Here is an 18,138-nt window from a genome sequence, read left to right as displayed (position 1 = left end):
ATGACAAGATGGATCCGCACGCCCACCATCGGAGGATCCATGCCCCTGCACCCGTCCCACGTCGCCCCGGACTTCACCCTGCCCGTCGCGGGCGGCGGGCAGGTCTCCCTCGCTGAGCTGCGTGCGGCGCACGAGCGCGGGGTGGTCGTGTACTTCTACCCGAAGGCGGCCACGCCCGGGTGCACCACCGAGGCGTGCGACTTCCGCGACAACCTCGCCTCCCTCCGCGGCGCCGGGTTCGGCGTCGTCGGCGTCTCGGCGGATCCGGTCGAAGACCTCGAGGCGTTCGCGGCGGACCAGCACCTGACCTTCCCGCTCGCCTCGGATGCCGACCACACGGTCGCCGAGGCGTACGGCACCTGGGGTCCGCTCACCTTCGGTGACCGCACCTTCGACGGCGTACACCGATCGACCTTCGTGGTGAACCCCGACGGAACGCTCCGGCTCGCCTGGTACGACGTGGCCGCCGACGGGCACGTGCGCACCCTGCGCGCCGAGCTCGGTGTGCTTGAGCCGGTCGACGCCGCCGTCCGGCCCTGACCCCACCCTTTCGAGCTCTCGGAGACCCCCATGACGCGCCTCACCCCCGGCGACACCGCCCCCGACTTCACGCTGCCCACCGCCGACGGCGAGGTGAGCCTGGCCGCCCTGCGCCGCGCCGCCACAGAAGGCGTCGTCGTCTATTTCTACCCCGCCGCCGGCACCCCGGGATGCACGAAGGAGGCCTGCGACTTCCGCGACAGCCTCGCCTCTCTCCAGGGCGCGGGCTACGCCGTCGTGGGCATCTCCCCCGACCCGCCCGCCAAGCTCGCCAAGTTCGCCGCCGACGAGGGCCTGACCTTCCCCCTCGCGTCCGACCCCGAGCACCAGGTGCTCGAGGCCTACGACGCGTGGGGCGAGAAGCAGAACTACGGCAAGACCTACGTCGGCGTCATCCGGTCCACCGTGGTGGTGGCACCGGACGGCACCGTCACCGAGGCGCAGTACAACGTGCGCGCCACCGGCCACGTGGCCCGGCTGCGCAAGCTGCTGGGCGTCGACGCCTGACGTCCCGACAGCCCCACTACGCTGGGGCGCGAGCGCGAGTGGCGTAATTGGCAGCCGCGCCAGGTTTAGGTCCTGGTGCCTTCGGGCGTAGGGGTTCGAGTCCCCTCTCGCGCACCCATCCTTGTCGGTGCTGCCACCATGGCGGCATGTGGACAGACAAGGTGCAGATCGTCGACGACCTCACCCCGGCCGCCTGGCTCACCGACCGCCTCACCGGCGGGTGGGGCCGAGTCACCGGCGTCGCACCGGACGGCTACCCCGCCTACGCAAGGGTCCTTCACCCGGTCGCGCGGGACGACGGCGACGGCTACTCCACGTGGGCCGACGTCGCCCGGCTCACCGGCCGGCGCGTGCACCCCACCGTGCAGTGGCACGCCCTCATCGGCGCGGACGACCCCTACGCGCACGACTCCGAGCTGTGGCAGGGCGGCGAACCACCCGAGGGGAACCTCCCGCTCCCCGCCCTCGAGGCACTGGTCGACCTGCTCGCCACGCACACCGCCGCCCCCGACGACTGCTACTTCGCGATGTGGGAGGGCTGGGGATCGCACAACGGTGCCAGCACCCGCCTCACGCTGACCGACGGCGGGACGAGCGCCGTCGAGCAGCTGCCCGCTCTCTACCCGCCCGCGCAGCCCCTTGAGCTGCCCGGCCGCGAGTATCGGGTGTTCCGCGGGCCGCTCGACGCGATGACCGAGCTCGCGCGGTACGACGGCGCGAGGGTCCCGTGGACGCAGTCACCCAGCCTGTTCTGGCCTGCCGACCACGCCTGGTGCGTGGCCACCGAGGTCGACTTCGACTCCACCCTGGTCGCCGGCACGGCGGAGACGATCGGCGCGGTCCTTGCCGCCCCCGACCTCGAAGCGCTCACGATTCTTCCCGGGGACTCGCTGCAGTCCGACGCTGATCACGTCAACGTCTGACCCGGCCGTACGGGCGGGGTGACATCTGTCGGAGGAGATGACATCTCGCACTCCTGTTGGGGTTTGTATCGGGTTCTGTCTGGCACCTGAGGCGGAGACCCGCTCCACCTCAAGGCGGAGGGCCCGCTCCGAAGCTCGCTCCCGCGGCCGATCCGCGCAACCCCGGCCCGGCCCTAGTTTCAGGCTGGGCACCGGGCGTTCGGCCCGGATCCTCCGTTGCGCACCACCGACCCTCCGAAGGAATCCGTTCATGCGCCAGACCGCGCTGGTCCCACCCACCCCCGCCGCCGAGCGCGGCGTCGCCGCCCGGGTCCTCGACGCCCGGAAGGAGTACGGCACCGACGCCGAGTCACGCGTCGTCGCCCTCGACGGCGTGAGCGTCTCCTTCGCACCCGGCGCCTTCACCGCGATCATGGGCCCGTCCGGCTCCGGCAAGTCCACGCTCATGCATTGCCTCGCCGGCCTGGACACACTGTCCTCCGGGCAGGCGTTAATCGGCGGCACCGACCTCGCCACTCTCAGCGACGCCGAGCGCACCGTGCTGCGCCGCGACCGCCTCGGATTCGTCTTCCAGGCGTTCAACCTCCTGCCGACCCTGACTGCGGAGGAGAACATCTCCCTGCCGGCCGACCTGGCGGGCCGCCGCCTCGACCGGGACTGGGTGGACACGGTGATCTCCACCCTCAAGCTCGGCGACCGCCTGCGACACCGCCCCAGCCAGCTCTCGGGCGGGCAGCAGCAGCGCGTCGCCGTTGCCCGCGCCCTGGTCTCCCGGCCCGAGGTGGTCTTCGCCGACGAGCCCACCGGCGCCCTGGACTCCCGCACCGGCACCGAGCTGCTGACGTTCCTGCGCTCGGCCGTGGACACGCTCGGTCAGACGGTGGTCATGGTGACCCACGACCCGGTCGCCGCCTCCTACGCCGACCGTGTGATCTTCCTGGCCGACGGCGCGATCGTCGACGAGCTGGCCGCGCCTACCCGCGACGGTGTGCTCGAGACCATGAAGCGGCTGGGTGAGTAGACGATGTTCAAGGTCTCCTTGCGCAGCCTCCTCGCGCACAAGCTCCGCCTGGTCCTCACCGTCCTCGCCGTGACGGTCGGCGTCGCGTTCGTCTCGGGCACGTTCGTGCTTTCGGACACGATGAGCAAGGCCTTCGACGAGCTCTACACCGGCCTGACCAAGGGCACCGACGTCGCGGTGCGCGCCGAGGCCGCCTACTCCGACATCACCACCCAGGGCCAGCCGCGCCCGCTCGACGACGACCTCCTCGAGACGGTGGCCGCCCTGCCCGGCGTGGCCGCCGCCGAAGGCAGCCTCACCGGCTTCGCGCTCGTCCTCGACAAGGACGGTGAGGCCGTCCAACCCGGGGGTGCGCCCACGCTCGGCGCGAACGCCCCGGCGGACCCGCTCCTCATGGGCAACTTCTCCTACCGCGGGGGCCGCGCGCCCGTGCGTCCCGACGAGGTGGCGCTCGACGCCGCCACCGCGGCGAAGGCTGGTTACGCCGTCGGCGACGACGTCACGGTCGTCCTCGAGGGCGGGCCCCAGACGTTCACCGTCGCGGGCATCACCGGCTTCGGTGAGACCGACAGCCTGGCGGGCGCCACGATGGCGTCCTTCGACATGACCACCGCCCAGGAGCTCCTCGGCAAGACCGGCAAGGTCGACCAGATCAACATCGCCGCCACCGACGGCGTCAGCGCCGAGGAGCTGCGCGCCGACGTCGAGGCCGTGCTGCCGAGCGGCACCGAGGCGCTCACCGGCGAGCAGCTCGCCGCGGAGGGCTCCGCCGCGATCCGCGAGGGGCTCGGGGTGTTCACCAACATCCTGCTGGTCTTCGCCGGGGTCTCGCTGCTGGTCGGCTCGTTCGTCATCTGGAACACCTTCAACGTCATCGTCGCCCAACGGCGTCGCGAGGTCGCGCTGCTGCGCGCCGTGGGCGCCAAGCGGGGCCAGGTCCTCGGCGGGCTCGTCATCGAGGCCGGCATCATCGGACTCGTCTCCGCCGCCCTCGGGCTGGGCGCCGGGGTGGGTCTGGCCACCGGCATCCGCGAGCTGCTCGCGGTGATGGGCATGGAGATGCCGACCACCTCCGCGGCCGTGGAGCCACGCACCGTCGTGGCCGCGCTGCTCGTGGGCGTCGTCGTCACGGTCGCCGCCGCCGTGGTCCCGTCGCTGTCCGCCACGCGGGTCGCCCCCATCGAGGCGCTGCGGGACGCTGCGCCGACCGCCGCCGGCATCGGGCCCGTACGGCGGGTGGCGGGGGTCGTCCTCCTCGTGGCCGGGCTCGGCGGCCTGACGGCCTGCGCGGTCGTCGGCGACCAGCCGGTCCTCACCGGGGTCGCGGCGCTGACGGCGTTCGCCGGCCTGGTGGCAGCTGGTCCGCTGCTCGCCCAGGCGATGGCCGCCGTCGCCGGCCGTGGCCGACGAGGAGGCGGGTGGCGGCTCGCCGCCCGCAACATCGCCCGCTCCCCGCAGCGGGCCGCGGCGACGGCGCTGGCCCTGACGATCGGCCTGACAGTCGTCTCGGCGGTGGCCGTGACCGCCGAGTCCGCCAAGGGCTCGATCGAGGGCATGGTCGGCGACGGCATGCGCTCGGACCTCATCCTCCAGCCGGTCGGTCAGGGCAGCGGGATCAGCCCCGAGGTGGTCGAGGTGCTGCGCGACCGGGACGACGTCGAGGCCGCGGTGGAGATGCGCTTCTCCGGCGCCCGCGTCCAGGACGCCGGCACGTTCGTCGTCGGCGCCCCGGCCGCGGACCTGGAGCAGGTCGCCGACCTCGGCATCACCGCCGGCTCCGTCGAGGACTTCGGCCCCGGCACCATGCTGCTCGGCGTCGATCAGGCCGAGGCGTTCGGCCTCGCGCCGGGCGACTCCGTCACGGTGACCTTCCCGGAGACGGGCCCGGTCGACCTGACCGTGGCGGCCACCTTCACCGCCGATGACCTCGTAGGGTCCGCCTACATCCTCGAGCTGGGCGACTACGAGGCCAACGTCACCTCCAGGCTGGCCGCGTCGATCCTGGTCACCACGACCACGGGCGACGCGAAGCAGTCGATCGCGGACGCGCTGGCCGGGTACCCGAACGTCGCCGTCAAGGACACGGCCGATCTCACGGCCGATGTCCGGGCGCAGATCGACCAGATGCTCGGGATCGTCACCGCGCTGCTGCTGCTCGCGGTCATCGTCGCGGTGCTCGGCATCGTCAACACCTTGGTGCTCTCGGTGGTCGAGCGCACCCGCGAGCTGGGGCTCATGCGGGCCGTGGGCGCCACCCAGCGCCAGGTGCGCGCGGTGGTGCGCCGCGAGTCCGTGCTCATGGCGCTGCTCGGCGCGGTCACCGGCATCGGGCTGGGCACCGCCGCCGGCGTCGCCCTCGCCCGGGCGCTGAGCGAGCAGGGCATCAGCTCGGTGGCCGTACCCGTCCCCACGCTCGGGATCTACCTCGTGGTCGCCGCCGTGGTGGGCGTGCTCGCCGCGGTCGGCCCGGCACGCCGGGCCAGCCGGGTGGACGTCCTGCGCGCGATCACCGTGGAGTAGCGCGGCGAACCCGGACGTGGCTGCGGGCGCCGGCGGGACCGGCGCCCGCAGCCGCGCGGACGGACCGGCCAGGCCGGGTCCGGCACCCGCCCCGGCAGCCCCCACGGCGGGGCGATCTCGCGTCTGGCGGCCGGGCACGATAGAACGGTTCCGTGAGTGACATAGCGAGCGGTGACCTCGGGCCCTGGCTCTCCCCCGAGGACTTGGCCCTGGTGCGCCGCAAAGTGCCCATCATGTACATCGACGCGCTGCCGGTGCGGGTGGACGGACGTGGTGAGCTCGAGGAGGTGGGCCTGCTGCTGCGGGCCACCGAGGCGGGCACCATCTCGAGGGCACTCGTCTCCGGACGGGTGCTCTTCCACGAGACGGTTCGCGAGGCCCTCGAGCGGCACCTGGAGAAGGACCTCGGTCCGATGGCCCTGCCGCGCATCCCGCTCTCGCCGCTGCCCTACGCCGTCGGGGAGTACTTCCCCACGCCGGGCAGCCCGTTCTACGATCCCCGCCAGCACGCCGTCTCCCTCGCCTACGTGGTGCCGGTCGTCGGAGACTGCCGACCCAGCCACGACACGCTGGAGCTGACGTGGCTGACCCCCGCCGAGGCGCTGACGCCCGAGGTGCTCGGCGACATGAGCGAGGGCCATGCGAGCCTGTTGCGTCAGGCCCTGGCCCACCTAGGAAGGCTGCGCTGATGGAGACCGATCCGGAGCCGGTTGGCGACAGCTCCACCAACGTCCTGCTGTGGTTCGCCCTGGACCTGGTGTGCGTGCTGGGGTTCGTGGTGGTGGGCAACCTCACGCACGGGACGCCGCTCGGGGAGTACCTCGGCACGGCGTGGCCGTTCGTGGTCGGGTTGGTCGTGGCGTGGATGGCCCCCGGCACCCGCGACGTGCCGACGATCCTCTGGCCGACCGGCGTGCTCGTCTGGGCGGTGACCACCGTGGTGGGCCTCGGCCTGCGCTGGGCCAGTGGCGACGGGCTCTCGGGCGCCTTCCCGCTGGTCACGGCTGCGGTGCTCGCCGTGCTGCTCATCGGCTGGCGCGTGGTACCCGAGGTGCTCGTACGGCGCCGGGGGCGCCAGGCGCGCTACCTCTGATAGCGACCGACCCCACCCGCCGAAGACAGGGGCAACACCATGGCACAGGACACCACCGGCACCAAGGACGATCCCTGGGTGCTGCGCACGCCACCGGGGACTTCGGAGTACACGATGTACCGGGACGGCTCGGCCGACCCACCGACCCTGGTCTGCGTGGTCGGCGCGACGACGCTCACCTACCAGGCGCGGGCGGTCGGGGACCTGCACGCCATGCTCAAGGAGGTCGGCGACTGGGTGCCGCTCGGGGCCGCCGACGAGCAGAAACCGGCCAAGGAGGGCACGGTCGAGGCGTGGGGCCGGTCGGCGGACAACCCGGTCGGCGGCTGGTACGGGCTGCGCAAGGGCTACCGGGGTCGGTTCGGCATGTACCTCCCACCGCTGCTCGAGGCCCTCGGCCTGGCCGAGCTCGAGCACAACCCGCGTAACAACCGGATGCGGGCGCTGTAGGAGGCTCCACCCCTCCTCCATCTCGGTGAAGATCGCGTTGATGTCGGCCAGCGGCCCGACCGGCGCCTCGAACGGTCCTGGCGCGGGAACGGCGACGCTGTCGATGGTCAGCGGCTGTACGAGCTCGCGGACGAGGGCGGCGCACATCTGGCCGCGGGGGTGGCGCTGGTCGGCGTAGCGGGGAGGGTCTGCATCATTGGGGGATCACCTCAGGGTCGCCGGCCTCCGAGGACCGGAGGCCTGGTGGGCGCGGCCGGGTCTCGGCCGCTGCTGACGGTCGACCACCCGGCACCGTCGTCCCCTAGGGCTCGTTGTCCCACCAAGGGCCGTGCTCCGTCAGGGCGACGCCGGGACGGTGTGCCCGCTAGCCCAGCGCGGCGACGATGTGCGAGGCCAGTGCGGCGAACGCCTTGCCCCGGTGGCTGATCGCATTCTTCTCGGCCGGGCTCAGCTCTGCGGCGGAGCGGGTCTCCCCCGCCGGCTGCAGGATGGGGTCGTACCCGAAGCCACCGGCTCCGCGCGGGGCGGTCAGCAGGGTGCCGGGCATCGTGCCCTCCTTCACGATCTCCAGGCCCGACGGCGTAACCAGGGCGGCCGCGCATGCGAAGTGGGCGCCGCGGTGGCGCTCGGGCACGTCGGCGAGCTGGGCAAGCAGGAGCTCGAGGTTCGCGCGGTCGTCCCCGTGCCGTCCCGCCCATCGGGCGGAGAACACCCCGGGCGCGCCGCCGAGGACATCGACACACAGCCCGGAATCGTCCGCGACGGCCGGCAGACCGGTGGCCGCAGCCAGCGCGCGGGCCTTGATCAGGGCGTTCTCGGCGAAGGTGACACCGTCCTCGACCGGCTCGCTCGCGCCCAGGTCGGCGGCGCCGCGCACCGCCCCCGGGTCGAAGCCCAGCACGAGCGGGGCGAGGATCTCGCCGAGCTCGCGGACCTTGTGCAGGTTGTGGGTGGCGAGCACGAGCCGGGTGCCGGCGGGGACCGGCGTCATCGCCGCGCCAGCGGCTGGGCGAGCGCGTCGACCTGGATCTGGCGCAGCTGAGCGGTGCCCGCGACGGCGAGATCGAGCAGGGTGTCGAGCTCGGCCCGCTTGAACGGGACGCCCTCCGCGGTGCCCTGCACCTCGACGAAGTCGCCCGAGCCGGTGACGACGACGTTCATGTCAGTCTCGGCGCGCACATCCTCCACGTACGGCAGGTCGAGCACGGGCCGGCCGTCGATGATGCCGACGGAGACGGCGGCGACGGAGTCGGTGAGCACCGGGGCACCCGATCGCGGCTTGATGTGCCCCTGGGCGGTGCCCCACGCCACGGCATCGGCGAGCGCCACGTAGGCGCCCGTCACGGCGGCCGTGCGAGTGCCGCCGTCGGCCTGGAGCACGTCGCAGTCCAGCACGATGGTGTTCTCGCCGAGCGCGGAGACGTCGATGATGGCGCGCAGGGACCGGCCGATGAGGCGGGAGATCTCGTGGGTGCGGCCACCGATGCGGCCCTTGACGGACTCGCGCTGGCTGCGGGTGGAGGTGGCCCGGGGCAGCATGGCGTACTCGGCGGTCACCCAGCCCTGGCCCGAGCCCTGCCGCCACCGCGGCACGCCCTCGGTGAAGGAGGCCACGCAGAGCACACGGGTGCGGCCGTACTCGACCAGCACGCTGCCCTCGGCCTCGTCGAGCCAGCCGCGGGTGATGCGCACGTCGCGCAGCTCGTCGGGGCGGCGGCCGTCCGCGCGCAGGCCGGTCTCGGTCGAGGGAGTCTGGGTGCTCATGCGTTTCAGGCTACCTGGCGGCACCGACACGGCTCCTCGGCGGTCCGCAGCCGCCGTCAGCGGGCGACGTAGACCTTGCGCAACGGCTCGGTGACGGTCCAGACGGTGTGCATGCCGGCGGCCAGCCGCATCACGGTGCCGGGCCGCAGCTCAGCGACGGCGGCGGTGAAGCCGTTCGCCGGGAGGATCTCCACGGTCGCCCGGCCGGCGAGCACCACGAACAGCTCGTCGACCTCGACGTCGGTCATGGTGCCGGCGCTCATCTCCCACACGCCGACGTCGAGCCCGTCCACGCCGTCCAGAGGAACCGTGGCGGTGGTGGTGCCGCCGGTACGGTCATGCTCCGGGGCGACGGCGGCGTGCGGCATGGGCAGCGACGTCGCATCGAGTGCCTGGCCCGTTCGAAGTGGGCGACGCCGTCGGGGCTAGCGACGCCGTCGGGGCTGACGCCGCCGTCGGCGGTGGCGGTGGCGGTGGGGAGGGAAGTGTCGGGGCTCACCCCGCGAGGGTAGCGGCGCTCCGACGCCGTCAGCCCAGGACGCCCGGGACCCACAGCGCGCCGATCCCGGCGCCAGCCACCATCCACGGACCGAACGGGAACTCGGTGCGCCGGTCGGCCCGGCGGGTCACGAGCAGGGTCCCGGCCACGCACGCGCTGAGGACGAACGCGGCGAGGGTGCCCAGGAGCACCTGCTGCCAGCCGAACCAGCCGAGGAACCCGCCGAGCACGCCGGAGAACTTCACGTCGCCCAGGCCCAGCCCGGACGGGGAGACGAAGGCGAGCACGAAGTACCCGACCAGGACGACGCCGGCGCCCGCCGCCGCGCGACCCAGCCGGCCCCAGTCCCCGTCGACCGCGGCCGTGAGCGCCAGGGCGCTGAAGAAGACGAGGTACGTCGGCCCGACGATGACGTCGGGCAGCCGGTAGGTGGCCAGGTCGATGACCGCTAGCAGCGCGCAGGCGAGGGCGAGCACGGCGAAGGCCACCAGCTCCGGCCAGGACCGGGCGAGCAGGGCCGCTCCCGCCCCGAGCGCGCCGGCGAGCAGGACGTGCGCCCCGGAGCTGAGCCAGTGCGACCGCACCCGGGCCACCCGGCGCATCCACGGCCCGAGGGCGAGTGCAGCCGCCCCGGCGGCCAGGGCGGTGAGGAGGACGACAACGACCGACATCAGCGCGCTCCCCTACTCGCTGAAGGCGGCGACGATGTCCATCACGGCGGGGCCGAGGAGGACGATGAACAGCACCGGCAGGATGCAGAGGATGAGCGGGAAGATGACCTTCACAGGGATCTGCATGGCCTTCTCCTCGGCCCGTTGCCGGCGCTTTAGTCGCATCTCGCCCGCCTGGGTGCGCAGCACGTCGCCGACGGACACGCCGTAGGAGTCCGCCTGGACGATGGCGCGGATGAAGCGGCGCAAGTCGGTCACGTCGGTGCGGTCGGTGATGGCGTCGTACGCCTGCCGGCGCGGCTGCCCGAGCTGGATGTCCTGGAGGACGCGGACAAACTCCTCAGCGAGGGGGCCGGTGCCGTTCTTGGCGGCCCGGGCCATCGCGGCGTCGAACCCGAGGCCGGCCTCGACAGCGATGGTCATCTGGTCCAGCGTGTCCGGCAGGTCGAGCTGGACCTGCTCGTTGCGCTTGATCGCAATGTTGTACAGGAGGATCTCGGGCAGGAAGTACACGACCACGGTGACCACGACGGCGAGCAGCTTTGCCACCAGGCCGGGCACGGAGAAGGCGAACAGGAGGCTGAGCGCCCCGACGGCGGCACCGCCGACCAACTTGACCGCCAGCACCCGCTCCAGCGGCCACGCGGCCGGGCGCCCGGCGCGGGCGAGGAGCCCGTCCAGCGACCGGAGCGCGCGGGGCGGGGTGAAGCGCCGCGGCAGCTCGCCCAGGGCCAGGGGCCTGCGGGGCACCGCGACCGGCAGACCGCGGTGCAGATTCGCGACGGCGCGGCGGTGCACCCGGTCCGGGGCGGCGATCACCACCCAGGCAAGGACGGGCAGGGACGCGCTGACGGCGGCGATGGCGACGATGACGAGAGCGGGCACAGTGGTTTCCTTTTCCGCGTCAGAACTTGATCTTCACGGTCTTGCTGAGCCAGAAGCCGCCGACGACGAGCAGGACGACGGACAAGCCCATCAGGCCGTAGCCGATGAGGCTCTGGGTGAACTTGGCGAGGTACTGCGGGTTGCTCAGCGAAAGGAAGCCGACCACCCCGAACGGCAGTGCCATGAGGATGTAGGCGGAGAGCTTGCCCTCGGCCGAGAGTGCCTTCACCTGGCGGCGGATCTGGTGTCGCTCGCGGATGGTGTGCCCAACGCCGTCGAGCACCTCGGCGAGGTTGCCGCCGACCTCGCGGTTGATGGCGATGGCCTGGGTGACCCAGACGAAGTCCTGGCTGCCCATGCGGTCGGCGGTGTCCTCGAGCACCTCGGTGAGGTCGTGGCCCACCCGGGTCTCGTTGATGACCCGGGCGAACTCCTCCGACGTCGGCTCCTCCGCCTCGCGGGCCACTGACGCCAGCGCCTGGGGCAGGCTGTGCCCGGCCCGGAGGGTGGAGGCCAGCAGCTGCAGGGAGTCGGCGAGCTGGTCGGCGAACGCGCGCTGACGCCGTGCCGCGAGGATGCCCAGGTAAACCTTCGCCCCGACGGGGGCGAGCAGAGCGAGGACGACGGCGAGCCACGGCCCGGCCAGCGCCAGGCCGATCGCGCCGGCAGCGACCGCGCCCACGAGCACGAGGAACACAAGGTCCTGGGGCCGCATCTTCAGCCCTGCCCGCTCGAGCGCCCCGACCCGTACGCCGCGGCGTCGCAGCACCTTCTCGACGGCGCCGGTGGCGGCGTTGGCGATTCCGGTCAGCGCGTTGGTGCCTTCGGCGCCGGGGCGCCGCCGGGTTCGCGACAGCCGCACCGGGCCGGGGCTGAGCAGGAGGTAGACGCTCATGGCGACCGCCAGGGCGAGTGCCGCGACAGCGCCGGTCGCGGCGGGCGAGAGGGCGGTGGTCATCGCGCTGCCCTTCCGAGGGCCGGGGTGGCGAAGATGTGCGGTGGCAGCGCGATGCCGAGGTCGGCGAAGCGGTCCGTGAAGCGTGGCCGCATCCCGGTCGGGACGGTGGTGCCGAGGAACTTGCCGGTGACGGCGTCGACGCCGGCGCCGTAGTCGAAGACGAACGCGTCCTGCAGGGTGACCTTGTCGCCCTCCAGGCCGTGGATCTCCGTGATCGCGGTGACCCGGCGCGTGCCGTCGCGCAGCCGGGTGAGCTGGACGATCACGTCGACGGCGGAGGCAACCTGCTCGCGGATGGCCCGCAGCGGCAGGTCCATGCCGGCCATGAGCACGAGCGTCTCCAGGCGGGCGATGGCGTCACGCGGAGAGTTGGCGTGCACGGTCGAGAGCGAACCGTCGTGGCCGGTGTTCATCGCCTGGAGCATGTCGAGCGACTCCCCACCGCGGACCTCGCCGACGACGATGCGGTCGGGCCGCATGCGCAGGGAGTTGCGCACGAGGTCGCGGATGGTGACCTCGCCCTTGCCCTCGGTGTTCGGCGGGCGGGACTCGAGCTGGACCACGTGCTCCTGCTGGAGCTGGAGCTCGACGGCGTCCTCGATGGTCACGATGCGCTCGTCGTCGGGGATGAACGAGGACAGGACGTTGAGCAGGGTGGTCTTGCCGGTGCCGGTGCCGCCGGAGACGATGATGTTCAGCCGTGCCTCGACGCACGCGCGGAGCAGGACGGCCATGTCGGGGCTCATCGTCCCGAACCGGATGAGGTCGTCGACGAGGAAGGGGTCCTTGGCGAACTTGCGGATCGTCAGCGACGAGCCGCTGAAGGCCAGCGGCGGGATGACCGCGTTGACCCGCGAGCCGTCCGCGAGGCGGGCGTCGACCAGCGGCGAGGAGTCGTCGATGCGGCGGCCCACCTTGGAGACGATGCGCTCGATGATGCGCCGCAGGTGCTCCTCGGAGGTGAAGCGGGCGGGGCTGCGGGTGAGCTTGCCGTCCTGCTCGACGTAGACCAGGTCGGGGCCGTTGACCATGATCTCGGTGACGCGCTCGTCGTCGAGGAGGCGCTGGAGCGGGCCGAGGCCGAGGATGTCGTCCTTGACCTCGCGGGTGAGACGTTTGCGCTCCTCCCCCGTCAGGGGCAGCTTCTCCTCCTCCACGACCTGGTTGAGCTCGCTGCGCACGAGCGCGTGGAGCTGGTCCTCACTGAGGGTCGGGTCGCTCAGCCGGGCACCGACCCGGTCGAACAGGGCGTTCGCGGCGCGTTCCTTGATCTTGGCGAGCGCGTCGCTGGTCGGCGCAGTCTCGGGTGGGGCGGCGTGGCGAGCGGAGAGCGAGCCGGGGCGGACGGCCGGGCGGGATGCGCCGTCGTCGGGCGCGGTCGGCAGTGAGGGCGCGGCCGGCAGAGCGGCTGCGTCGGGAGCCGCTACGGCGGCAGCGGCCGGTGCGGCGCCAGCCCCGGAGGGAACGGCGGGTGCGGGGACCGCCGTCGGTGCGGCAAACGGTTCGAGCAGGGCCGGGACGGCGGACTGCTTGGCGCGGAGGCGGTCGGACAGACTCATCGTGCACCTACCCAGGATCGGCGGGGACTGGTCCGTGTCTCCGCGGCCAGGGACGACGTGAAGCGCTCGACGAGGCGGCGCAGCTGCTTGGTCACCGGGCCGCGCCCACCCCTCTGCAGGAGCGGGACGCCCTGGTTGACCGAGACCGGGACGGCCTTCGACAGCGGCAGGAGGAGGTCGACGTCGGTGCCGAGCGTGCCGCGGACGTCCGCGGCCGAGAGCCCGCGGCTCGGGTCGGCGAAGTTGATGACGATGTGCCGGGCGTCGGTGAACATGCCGAGGTCGGTGAGGGTGTCCAGCTCCTTGCGCAGTCCCCGCACGCCGGGCACATCCATGCTCGTGACCATCACCAGGTCGTTGGTGTGATCCATCGCCGCGAGGGTGTGCTCGGACATTCCGGGGGCGGTATCGACGACGACGTACCGGAACTCCGCGGCCAGCAGCTCGAGCAGGTTGGCCACGTCCTCGGCGTTGATGCCGTCGGCCTCGGCCGGGTTGTCCGAGCCGCAGATGACGTACAGGCCGGTCTCGTGGAGGGTGAGGTAGGTCTTGAGGACCATCGCGTCATGGCCGGCGGGGCGGACGGCGTCGACCAGGGTGAACTCGGGCGTGAGGTTGAGCGCGTGGGCGACGTCCCCGAACTGGATGTCGAGGTCGACCAGGACCACTGACTGCGGGGCGGCCTTCGCCAGCCCGACGGCGAGGTTGGTGGACACCGTCGTCTTGCCGACGCCACCCTTTGGGGAGGCCACGCTGATGACCCGGCCGCGGTTGGAGGCGGCGTCGTTGCCCGGTATGCCGGTGAGTGCGGCGTGGGCGCGGAGCTGGGCGACGTGTCGGGCACGGCCGAGCGCGAGCTCCAGCTCGGGGACGGAGGCATCCGGGCGGATGACGTCGAGGACGCCGTGACGCAAAGCGGTCGCTGCGAGGTCAGTCCACTCGTCGCTGATGAGGACGACTGCTGCGGTGGGGTGCTCCTGGCCTAGTTGTGCCGCGAGAGCGAGGGCGTGCTCGGTCGCGCCGGCGGCGTCGAGGACGACGACGTCGAGGGGCTCGCCACCGGTCGCGGTGAGAAGTGCGGTGGTCTCCTGCGGGAGGGGTCCGAGGGGGAGGGCGGTGAAGTCGCCGCGAGTGGCGTCATGGAGGTGCTGGGTGAGCTCCGCCGAGGCGGTCGCCAGAACGGTGCGTGTCATTGGAGCACGTTCTCCGGGGTAACGATGCGGGTGCCGTCGGTGGAGGCGTCGGCGGGTTGCTTGGAGAGCCAGACGGTGCCGTGCTCGGAGCCGAAGACGAGACGTTCGGCGTCGGGACCGGTGAGGGCGAGGGTGACCATGACGCTTTCAGAGGGGGCTGCGGTCGGGGGTGCCGACTCCGCTGTCGTGGCCAACTCCGCTGCCGGTACGGCGCCTGTGGTCGCGGCGCCCTCCGTCGTGGGCGGAGGTACGGCGCCCTGGACCTGCGTGACGAGCGCCTTGTGCAGGAGGAGGTGAGTCTGGGGCACCTCCCCACTAAGAGAGATGAAGACACCGACTGTGTCGCCGGCGGTGAGGTGCCCGCCGACCACCCGCTGCGGCTCGAGGAGGACGGAGACCTCTTGCATGCCGGCAGGAATCTCGACGGCATGCGGTGCCGTCTCGGTCACGGAATTGGCGAACCGGGCGGCGAGAAGCTGCTCACCTGGCTGCAGGTCGGTGGTGGCGACGAGCCCGGTGAGCTCGTCGAGGGTGGTGACGGCGCCTGGGACAAGGGTCTTGGCCGGCAGCTCCCGCGGCTCGACCAGCTCAATGAGCTGGTCTGCGGGGGTGCCCTGGGCGATGGGGCTGCGGACCACCAGAACACTAGTGCTCGCCATCCCGGCCATCGCGCGCTGGTCGGCGCCGCCGACGTAGCCGACCAGGACGAACGCCCCGACGCTGGCAAGCAGGATCGCGGCAACGGCGGCTATGACTCGTCGTGCCATGAGCTCATTTCCTTACGTGTCGGCGGGACAATGCGTGAGATGAGGGGTGGGAGACCACCCGGCGCGGTGCTCGTAGCGTGAGCACCGCGCCGAGAGTGAGCCTTCGGGTTACGAATCAGACCGCGACCTTGGAGGGGCCGGCGAGCCCGTTGGTGATCTCGGTGAACAGCGCGCTGAGCTGACGACCGAGAAGTGCGACGACGACGATGATTGCCACGGCGATGAGACCGACCATGAGGCCGTACTCGACGGCGGTCGCGCCGCGGTCCTTCCGGTTCTCGAAGCGGTCGCCGACGACGGTGTAGAGGGTGACGAGGTAAGCGGCTGCGCGGTTCATGGTGTTCCTTTCCGAGGTGCGCCGGGAGGGGGTTCCCGGTGCTGGTTTCCCGATTCCGTATGAACCGGTGACGGACCGAAACGTGGCAGAACTTTGCGGCGTCGGCACCACTTCGTAGGGGCGAACTTTTCTGCGGCCGAAAAATCATCATGCGGGTGACCTAGGGTGAGAACCATGCGCAGTGGAGGTGAGTGACACGGGTGTACTTCCCTGCCAGCTAGCCTTGTTGACGGTTGGAAAGGTCAACATAAAAGCCGAGAACCGGCGCATCTTCGCAGGCAGACCCGCCCCCTCAGTCCACTCACCCTCAAATGGTCGAAAGCGTCGCCCGCCCTGCTCAGACGTCGTCACCCTGCCCAGCACCAGCCACGTCATTTGAGAAGTGATCGCTCGGAAAACCCTCGCGCGCGGACGCTTCGCTCCTATGTTCCGAACATGACCACTCCAAAGATGCTGGTCCCCACGCAGCTGACGAGACCCTCTCCGTTGGTGACCACGACGCCTAGGAACTTTGCGTCACAAGAAGGCAAGAAGGCCACGCATAGAAAGCCGTGGCTCTTCCGGTCGCAGCGTGGGGCCTCCGCCGTCGAGTTCGCGCTCGTGTCGCCGGTCCTGATCGTCCTGGTTCTGGGAATCATCGACTTCGGGCTCTACATCAACGCGGCGTCGGTCGTGGGCAACGCCGCCCGTGAGGGAGTTCGCGTCGCAAGCCTGGGCGCCACGTCCACCGAGATCACGACCGTCGTCAAGAACGCGATGAGCGACCTTCCGGGTGCCGCGCTCCCGGCCACGTCGATTGCGGAGTTGTGCCTGACGCCGGCGGGCGCCCAGTGCGCCTCGTACGCCGATGCCGCAGCTGGCGGCACCGCGATCGTCGAGATCAGCTACGTACACACGTGGCTGACGCCCCTGGGCCTGGGCAACGATGCGACGATCGTCAAGTCCAGCGAGATGAGGATCGAGTGATGCGGCGCGAGCTGGGCCGAGCGCGCGAACGCGGCGCGGTCGCCGTCGTCGTGGCCCTGCTGCTTCCCGTGCTGCTCGCCGCGGCGGCCCTGGCCATCGACATCAGCATGCTGGCCCACCAGCGACAGAACCTCAGCAACGCGCTAGACGCAGCTGCCCAGGCGGGCTCCTACGCCCTCCCGGACTTCGTCGCAGCCACGGCGGCTGCCCAGACCTTCGCGCAGGCCAACGACCCGGAGGCGGCGCCGTCCATCTCCTTCTGGTGTGTCGTCGCCTCCACCGGTCAGACGCAGACGGTCAAGACGTCGCAGATCCCCGGGGTGTGCAATCCCGGCACGATCGCCGGCGCCAAGTGCAACGAGTCGATCTGCGCGATCCCCTGCCCGCCCGTCAGCGGGAACACCTGCAACACCCTGAGCGTGACGGACGACAAGAACGTCGCGTTCTCCTTCGCCCCGACGATCGGGATCGATGAGGGCTCGACCGGCGTGCTGACGTCCACCGCGTGCAAGGGCTCCTGCGGCGGGGAGGCGCCCAACCCGATGGACGTCGTCGTGGTCGCCGACCGCACGGGGAGCATGTCCACGCCCGACCGCAACCTGATGGTCGGCGCCATCAAGAGCACTCTGCAGACCATGTCTAAGGATCAGCAGTACGTGGCCCTGGGCACGATCGGCCGGAGCAGTCTGGGCGACACGTGCATCACCCGGGCGAGCGGGAACGACAACAACGGCCCCTGGATCCCGGTGAAGTTCTCCAACGACTACACCGGCACCCCGACGGCGCCGGGCGCGCCACCCCCGCTGAACAACGGCAACAGTCTCGTCGCGGGGCTGAACTGCCTCAGCTCGTCGAGCACCGGCACGTACCTCGCCTCACCGCTCAAGGCGTCCGCGCGCTACCTGCTCGGCACGGACGCCAACAACGTGGGCACGTTGCCGCCGCGAATCGGTGAGGTGCGCAAGGCCATCATCTTCGAGACCGACGGCCAGCCGAACGAGAACAACATTGCCGGCAACACGTCCCTGAACGTCGCCGGGGACATCGGCACGTCGAACGGCGCAGCCGCGTGCAACAACTTCACGTCGGTCGCGACGAACACGAAGGCCGCGGGCATCCTCATCGTCACGGTGGCGTTCGGTGACGCCATCAGCGCAAACTGTGCGTCCGGGATGCCCGTGCGCAACGTCCTAGCTGCCGCGGCCTCCCCCGACCCCGACGGCAACCCGAGCGACGCCGACAACAACTGCTCCGACGCGGCCAAGCGGGACACCGAGAACGGCGACGGTGACTTCTTCTTCTGTGCCGCCGACGGCGACGAGCTCGGTTCGATCTTCGCCGCGGCGGTCAGCCAGCTCAACCCGCACACCCGCCTGCTCCGACTCCCTGGGTGATCATCAGGCGCGATCGACGGCGACGCCACCAAGGCGTCGCCGTCGTCCGTTGTGGCAACTCCCGGGCGAAGATGACATCTCGCGGAGAAGA

General features: G+C 71.5%; 20 protein-coding genes and 1 tRNA gene. 11 read left to right on the top strand and 10 right to left on the bottom strand.

Annotated features, from left to right (window positions below):
* The first annotated feature begins 39 nt into the window (after positions 1-39).
* The 9 genes from FE374_RS05515 to FE374_RS05475 all read left to right on the top strand — a co-directional run bounded on the left by FE374_RS05515 (position 40) and on the right by FE374_RS05475 (position 7,054).
* The gene (locus tag FE374_RS05515) at positions 40-540 is read left to right on the top strand and encodes a peroxiredoxin (RefSeq protein WP_139927604.1); all 501 of its coding nucleotides are present in this window, start codon (positions 40-42) and stop codon (positions 538-540) included.
* 30 nt (positions 541-570) lie between these two features.
* Positions 571-1,047: a peroxiredoxin gene (locus FE374_RS05510; RefSeq protein WP_139927603.1), complete on the top strand. Its 477-nt coding sequence runs from the start codon at positions 571-573 to the stop codon at positions 1,045-1,047.
* A 32-nt stretch (positions 1,048-1,079) separates the two neighbouring features.
* Positions 1,080-1,161, top strand: a tRNA-Leu gene (locus FE374_RS05505).
* Positions 1,162-1,193: 32 nt separating this feature from the next.
* Positions 1,194-1,970 carry a hypothetical protein gene (locus FE374_RS05500; protein ID WP_139927602.1) on the top strand — a complete coding sequence of 259 codons (777 nt, stop codon included), beginning with the start codon at positions 1,194-1,196 and terminating at the stop codon, positions 1,968-1,970.
* Between the two features lie 250 nt (positions 1,971-2,220).
* Positions 2,221-2,991: an ABC transporter ATP-binding protein gene (locus FE374_RS05495; RefSeq protein WP_139927601.1), complete on the top strand. Its 771-nt coding sequence runs from the start codon at positions 2,221-2,223 to the stop codon at positions 2,989-2,991.
* Positions 2,992-2,994: 3 nt separating this feature from the next.
* Positions 2,995-5,511, top strand: coding sequence for an ABC transporter permease (locus FE374_RS05490; RefSeq protein ID WP_139927600.1), 2,517 nt, complete (start codon positions 2,995-2,997; stop codon positions 5,509-5,511).
* A 152-nt stretch (positions 5,512-5,663) separates the two neighbouring features.
* Complete coding sequence (locus tag FE374_RS05485) at positions 5,664-6,200, top strand: NUDIX hydrolase family protein (RefSeq protein WP_139927599.1); 537 nt, start codon at positions 5,664-5,666, stop codon at positions 6,198-6,200.
* Positions 6,200-6,604, top strand: a complete 405-nt coding sequence (locus FE374_RS05480; protein ID WP_139927598.1) for a DUF3054 domain-containing protein — start codon at positions 6,200-6,202, stop codon at positions 6,602-6,604. Before FE374_RS05485 ends, FE374_RS05480 begins: the two co-directional genes overlap by 1 nt.
* A gap of 39 nt (positions 6,605-6,643) precedes the next feature.
* The gene (locus FE374_RS05475) at positions 6,644-7,054 is read left to right on the top strand and encodes a DUF6855 family protein (RefSeq protein ID WP_139927597.1); all 411 of its coding nucleotides are present in this window, start codon (positions 6,644-6,646) and stop codon (positions 7,052-7,054) included.
* A 364-nt stretch (positions 7,055-7,418) separates the two neighbouring features.
* Here the strand turns inward: FE374_RS05475 and rdgB are convergent, their stop codons facing one another.
* The 10 genes from rdgB to FE374_RS05425 all read right to left on the bottom strand — a co-directional run bounded on the left by rdgB (position 7,419) and on the right by FE374_RS05425 (position 15,687).
* Entirely contained in the window at positions 7,419-8,045 is a 627-nt protein-coding gene (rdgB, locus tag FE374_RS05470; RefSeq protein WP_139927596.1) for an RdgB/HAM1 family non-canonical purine NTP pyrophosphatase, read from the bottom strand.
* Positions 8,042-8,818, bottom strand: coding sequence for a ribonuclease PH (rph, locus tag FE374_RS05465; RefSeq protein ID WP_139927595.1), 777 nt, complete (start codon positions 8,816-8,818; stop codon positions 8,042-8,044). Before rph ends, rdgB begins: the two co-directional genes overlap by 4 nt.
* 56 nt (positions 8,819-8,874) lie before the next feature.
* Positions 8,875-9,186, bottom strand: a complete 312-nt coding sequence (locus FE374_RS05460) for a cupin domain-containing protein (protein ID WP_139927594.1) — start codon at positions 9,184-9,186, stop codon at positions 8,875-8,877.
* A 160-nt stretch (positions 9,187-9,346) separates the two neighbouring features.
* Positions 9,347-9,988, bottom strand: a complete 642-nt coding sequence (locus FE374_RS05455; protein WP_139927593.1) for a prepilin peptidase — start codon at positions 9,986-9,988, stop codon at positions 9,347-9,349.
* Positions 9,989-10,000: 12 nt separating this feature from the next.
* Positions 10,001-10,873, bottom strand: a complete 873-nt coding sequence (locus FE374_RS05450; RefSeq protein ID WP_139927592.1) for a type II secretion system F family protein — start codon at positions 10,871-10,873, stop codon at positions 10,001-10,003.
* A gap of 19 nt (positions 10,874-10,892) precedes the next feature.
* Positions 10,893-11,831 carry a type II secretion system F family protein gene (locus tag FE374_RS05445; protein WP_139927591.1) on the bottom strand — a complete coding sequence of 313 codons (939 nt, stop codon included), beginning with the start codon at positions 11,829-11,831 and terminating at the stop codon, positions 10,893-10,895.
* The gene (locus FE374_RS05440; RefSeq protein ID WP_139927590.1) at positions 11,828-13,390 is read right to left on the bottom strand and encodes a CpaF family protein; all 1,563 of its coding nucleotides are present in this window, start codon (positions 13,388-13,390) and stop codon (positions 11,828-11,830) included. Before FE374_RS05440 ends, FE374_RS05445 begins: the two co-directional genes overlap by 4 nt.
* On the bottom strand, positions 13,387-14,583 hold the full coding sequence (locus FE374_RS05435) for an AAA family ATPase (protein WP_139927589.1): 1,197 nt from the start codon (positions 14,581-14,583) through the stop codon (positions 13,387-13,389). The genes FE374_RS05440 and FE374_RS05435 overlap by 4 nt, the downstream gene beginning before the upstream one ends.
* The gene (gene cpaB / locus FE374_RS05430) at positions 14,580-15,350 is read right to left on the bottom strand and encodes a Flp pilus assembly protein CpaB (RefSeq protein WP_139927588.1); all 771 of its coding nucleotides are present in this window, start codon (positions 15,348-15,350) and stop codon (positions 14,580-14,582) included. Before cpaB ends, FE374_RS05435 begins: the two co-directional genes overlap by 4 nt.
* A gap of 115 nt (positions 15,351-15,465) precedes the next feature.
* Positions 15,466-15,687 carry a Flp family type IVb pilin gene (locus FE374_RS05425; protein WP_139927587.1) on the bottom strand — a complete coding sequence of 74 codons (222 nt, stop codon included), beginning with the start codon at positions 15,685-15,687 and terminating at the stop codon, positions 15,466-15,468.
* A gap of 435 nt (positions 15,688-16,122) precedes the next feature.
* On the opposite strand from FE374_RS05425, the gene FE374_RS05420 reads away from it, so the two are divergent.
* Together FE374_RS05420 and FE374_RS05415 are read left to right on the top strand one after the other, a co-directional pair.
* Positions 16,123-16,653, top strand: coding sequence for a TadE/TadG family type IV pilus assembly protein (locus tag FE374_RS05420; RefSeq protein WP_230978469.1), 531 nt, complete (start codon positions 16,123-16,125; stop codon positions 16,651-16,653).
* Positions 16,653-18,047 carry a pilus assembly protein TadG-related protein gene (locus FE374_RS05415; RefSeq protein WP_139927586.1) on the top strand — a complete coding sequence of 465 codons (1,395 nt, stop codon included), beginning with the start codon at positions 16,653-16,655 and terminating at the stop codon, positions 18,045-18,047. Before FE374_RS05420 ends, FE374_RS05415 begins: the two co-directional genes overlap by 1 nt.
* Positions 18,048-18,138 lie beyond the last annotated feature (91 nt).

This window comes from Georgenia yuyongxinii, assembly GCF_006352065.1.
Taxonomy (GTDB): Bacteria; Actinomycetota; Actinomycetes; order Actinomycetales; family Actinomycetaceae; genus Georgenia; species Georgenia yuyongxinii.
Note: the sequence above shows the minus strand (reverse complement) of the source record. Positions and strands in the feature narration are given on the sequence as shown.